6 protein-coding genes are annotated in these 3,103 nt (G+C 58.3%); 2 read left to right on the forward strand and 4 right to left on the reverse strand.

Annotated features, from left to right (window positions below; all coding sequences use genetic code 11):
• From OQK_RS16230 to OQK_RS16240, 3 genes are all read right to left on the reverse strand, one after another.
• On the reverse strand, positions 1 to 181 hold a 181-nt coding region (locus OQK_RS16230; protein WP_038861007.1), incomplete at its 3' end, for a hypothetical protein.
• A 71-nt stretch (positions 182 to 252) separates the two neighbouring features.
• The gene (locus OQK_RS16235; RefSeq protein WP_016773310.1) at positions 253 to 987 is read right to left on the reverse strand and encodes a hypothetical protein; all 735 of its coding nucleotides are present in this window, start codon (positions 985 to 987) and stop codon (positions 253 to 255) included.
• Positions 988 to 1,087: 100 nt separating this feature from the next.
• A complete protein-coding gene (locus OQK_RS16240; RefSeq protein ID WP_016773311.1) occupies positions 1,088 to 1,453 on the reverse strand; it encodes a hypothetical protein in 366 nt (121 codons plus the stop codon).
• A 115-nt stretch (positions 1,454 to 1,568) separates the two neighbouring features.
• Between OQK_RS16240 and OQK_RS16245 the strand changes: the two genes are divergently transcribed.
• Complete coding sequence (locus OQK_RS16245) at positions 1,569 to 2,318, forward strand: hypothetical protein (RefSeq protein WP_016773312.1); 750 nt, start codon at positions 1,569 to 1,571, stop codon at positions 2,316 to 2,318.
• Positions 2,319 to 2,353: 35 nt separating this feature from the next.
• Here OQK_RS16245 and OQK_RS16250 read toward each other — a convergent pair whose 3' ends face one another.
• Positions 2,354 to 2,683 (reverse strand): hypothetical protein, encoded by a 330-nt coding sequence (locus tag OQK_RS16250; protein ID WP_016773313.1) that lies wholly within the window; start codon positions 2,681 to 2,683, stop codon positions 2,354 to 2,356.
• Between the two features lie 220 nt (positions 2,684 to 2,903).
• On the opposite strand from OQK_RS16250, the gene OQK_RS30445 reads away from it, so the two are divergent.
• The coding region (locus OQK_RS30445; protein ID WP_202947693.1) for a DUF6429 family protein at positions 2,904 to 3,103 on the forward strand (200 nt) is incomplete at its 3' end.

A 3,103-nucleotide genomic window follows, 5' to 3' on the forward strand; every position in this document is an offset into this window, starting at 1 on the left:
CAATGACCGTGCATTTCTCTGAGTCGAGCGGAATATCTCCTACACCTTGCAGGCGCAAGGTCAGCGACAGTTCACGCGAGCCCACCAGCCACAGCACCAGGCGCGTCGGCTCCAGCCGCCGCAGCAGCGGGCCGGCCAGGACAGGAGGCAGCGAGATCAGGTTATCGGGTGTTGGAAACATTGAGGATAAAGTTCAAGGCGCACAGGCCGGCGATGATAGCGCAGCCGGCGCCTTGATCCCTTAAATCAGCCTTAAGAGTCGGCTTTTTGCAGTTTCAGCGCCAGCAAACGCCACTCCCCAGCCGTCGCATCAACCCGTGGCAATTCCTGCACGGAGCAATCGAAACGGTAGGTGACATCGTCGCCATTCATGTTGCGCGCAGTGACGCTGTTGCTGAAGCTGTAGACCTGATCCTTATAGCGATGACTGACCAGCGCTTTGCTGTCAGCGAAACGTGCCGAAGCGGGATAACGCAGGGTGCTGGTGACAAACGGGCTGCACATGACATACGCGATCATCGATTTGTCGGCCTGTGCGTCGCCGCGCAACTTCTTGTTCAGCGCGGCCAGGGCCATGCGGCCCTCGTAGTCGCTCTGATTCAGCACCGTTTGTACCGCCATTGATTTCGGCGCTCGGCTGACGTTATACGGCAACAGTGCGGAGTCCGGCGGGGAAGGCTTGTCATCCGCTTCGATGGCAGCAAAAACCGGCGCATCTTTCAGTTCGGTGGCGGGCGTGACTGCCTCGGCTTCAGGCAGTACAGAGGTCGACTCGACGACTGGCGTGTTTTGCGCCTGCGCCTCGTGATCGAACGACGAAGGAAACAGCGAAAAGGTGATCGACAACATCACCAGCCCGACAATGAACCCACCCGCCGCGCCAACGATGTTGCCGTAGAAAATATTCCAGCTGCCGCGGTTCTTCACCACCCAGCGCCACATGAAACCCCAGACAGCGACGAACGCCAGAAAACGCAAAAACTCCATTTGATCCTTTCCTTACCTTTCAACAATCCAAGCGCGGCGCGAGACGATCAGCAAGCCCCGACGATGCGCGGCAAGATAGCAAAATAGACGCGCCGTCCGGCTACGGTTGCGGAAAATAATTCGCCGCCAGAAAAATCAACGTGACCATGCCTGCGGCAACGCCACAGGCGCCCGCGAGCAGTTGACGTGCAACCGGATGCGCTGGCTGACGACGTTTGGCGATCCACAACCACACACCCGCCAGAACGCCCGCGCTGGTCATGAACACCACCAGGCTATTATGCAGTCCCGGCGCTGCCATGGTGGTGCCGAACAGCCCGTCGTAAAGCAGCGTGAAGACAATGCCCGCGACCACAGCGCTGCCCGCTCCGGCGAGGTTTGCCAACAACAGATTCCAATGCCCGCGCTGTCGCACCACCCAGAACCACATTGCAGCCATGACTACCAAACACAACACAGCATCCATCGGATTTCTTTCCTGGCTACGAGACAGAGGCGGCAACTTGCTCGCCTGTAGAGAGTGGACGGCACGATAGCAAAATAGTAGCGTCCCGCCATGCCTTCTCTGTAATGGACTACCCATGTTTTCCACAACCCGTTTGCTGCAACTACTCGGCGCTCTCACCCTTGCCATCTCCATTACCCCAGCCTTCTGCTTCGCGAAAGAACACCCGCAAGCCAGCTGGAATTACTACCTCGCCAATTGCCAGCGGATGCAGGAGACAATCGCCGACGTCCAGAGCGGTCGCGTCTCCGCTGCCTATGCAGCCACGTCGGGCCTGCAAGACAGCCTCGCCTCCATGAACGAGCGCCGCCTCAACCTGCTACCGCAACACCTCGACTCCAGCGATTACGCCCACTGCGAAAACGTCGCCGCCCACGCTGAGGCAACCCTGGCCCAAGGCAAAGCCGAGTTCGCCGCGCAAATGCAACGGGGTGTGGAGGAGGGCAGAATTGCACACCAGAACTCCCCCGCCTACCAACGCGCCCGTTCCCTCGGCTACAGCGACGTCGGCGATATCTCCTTCCTGAAACTGCACGAAGACACCGACGGCGAAGCCCGCCTGAAAACCATGCTGATCACCGTCGACGAAATCTGCGGCCAATACTTCCGCGCCACGCAATACGTGAAGCCCTATGTGATCTATACCGTGCGACCATCGGATGGCGGCTGTGGCGAAGTGAAGCGTGTTGCGATAGTTGGCGGAGGGCAACCAGAGAAGGGCGACTACATTGATCCCAATGGCGAATTTCAATACATGGGCTGGAAAAAACTGGTTGGCGCTGATGGATTCCCAACGGATATTCGGGTGCTGAAGGCGCGTCGCTGATCGGACGAGATAGCGGCATGGCTGTAGCGCGCCACTCAAAGAATGTCGCGCAGATACCCCTTCAGCGCGAGCAGCGGCTGACCCAGCTGCTCCACCGACCGCGCCTGAGCCAACTCCGCCGACAACTTGCGCAACTCCCGCCCCAACGGCTTCTCGACCCCGCCCAAAGCATCCAGCGCCAGGTTCAGGCATTCGTTCATCTTGAACTGAATGGCCTCGACATCGCCGCGCTTCACCAGTAACTCGAAAACGTCTTTCTGATAATCGCCCATGACCATGTCATCGCGCAGGATCGGGCTCAGGCCCTCTTCTTCGTAGGCAAGTTTGAGGGAGAAGAGGGCGACGGTTTCCAGTGAGGTTTCCATGGGGATGTCTGTCAGTGAAGTGGAAGGTTTGAAACCAATGCGCGAAACGCCGAAGGAGGTTTGCCGTGCGGGCGTGATTATACGGGCGGGGAGCGCAGTCGAGGCAACCAGCAATCGGGCATCTAAACCCAAAAGCTCGCGCCGCATTGACATCCACTTTGATACGACGCTTTGATTACAAACACTGAACATCAGCGGAGTGACCATCATGGAATACGACATGAAACTGATCGACGACGCCGTCCTTGCTCTCCTGGCAGCCTATAGCTCCGACGACGGCAATGCGTGGAAGGGCTATGACTTCGAAATCATGAACCGCTTGCACGCGCAGGGTTTGATAAGTAATCCGGTTAACAGGAACAAGTCGATATGGTTGACGGAGGAAGGGTTGGAGCGGGGGCGGCAGATTGCTGGGCGGAT

The sequence above is a fragment of the Pseudomonas sp. R62 genome, from assembly GCF_000257605.1.
GTDB lineage: Bacteria > Pseudomonadota > Gammaproteobacteria > Pseudomonadales > Pseudomonadaceae > Aquipseudomonas > Aquipseudomonas atacamensis.

What these genes read in the sequence shown, in the direction of transcription:
- OQK_RS16240 (WP_016773311.1), bottom strand. Translation starts at nt 1,453, where the DNA reads ATGGATGCTGTGTTGTGTTTGGTAGTCATGGCTGCAATGTGGTTCTGG.
- OQK_RS16245 (WP_016773312.1), top strand. Translation starts at nt 1,569, where the DNA reads ATGTTTTCCACAACCCGTTTGCTGCAACTACTCGGCGCTCTCACCCTT.
- OQK_RS16250 (WP_016773313.1), bottom strand. Translation starts at nt 2,683, where the DNA reads ATGGAAACCTCACTGGAAACCGTCGCCCTCTTCTCCCTCAAACTTGCC.
- OQK_RS16235 (WP_016773310.1), bottom strand. Translation starts at nt 987, where the DNA reads ATGGAGTTTTTGCGTTTTCTGGCGTTCGTCGCTGTCTGGGGTTTCATG.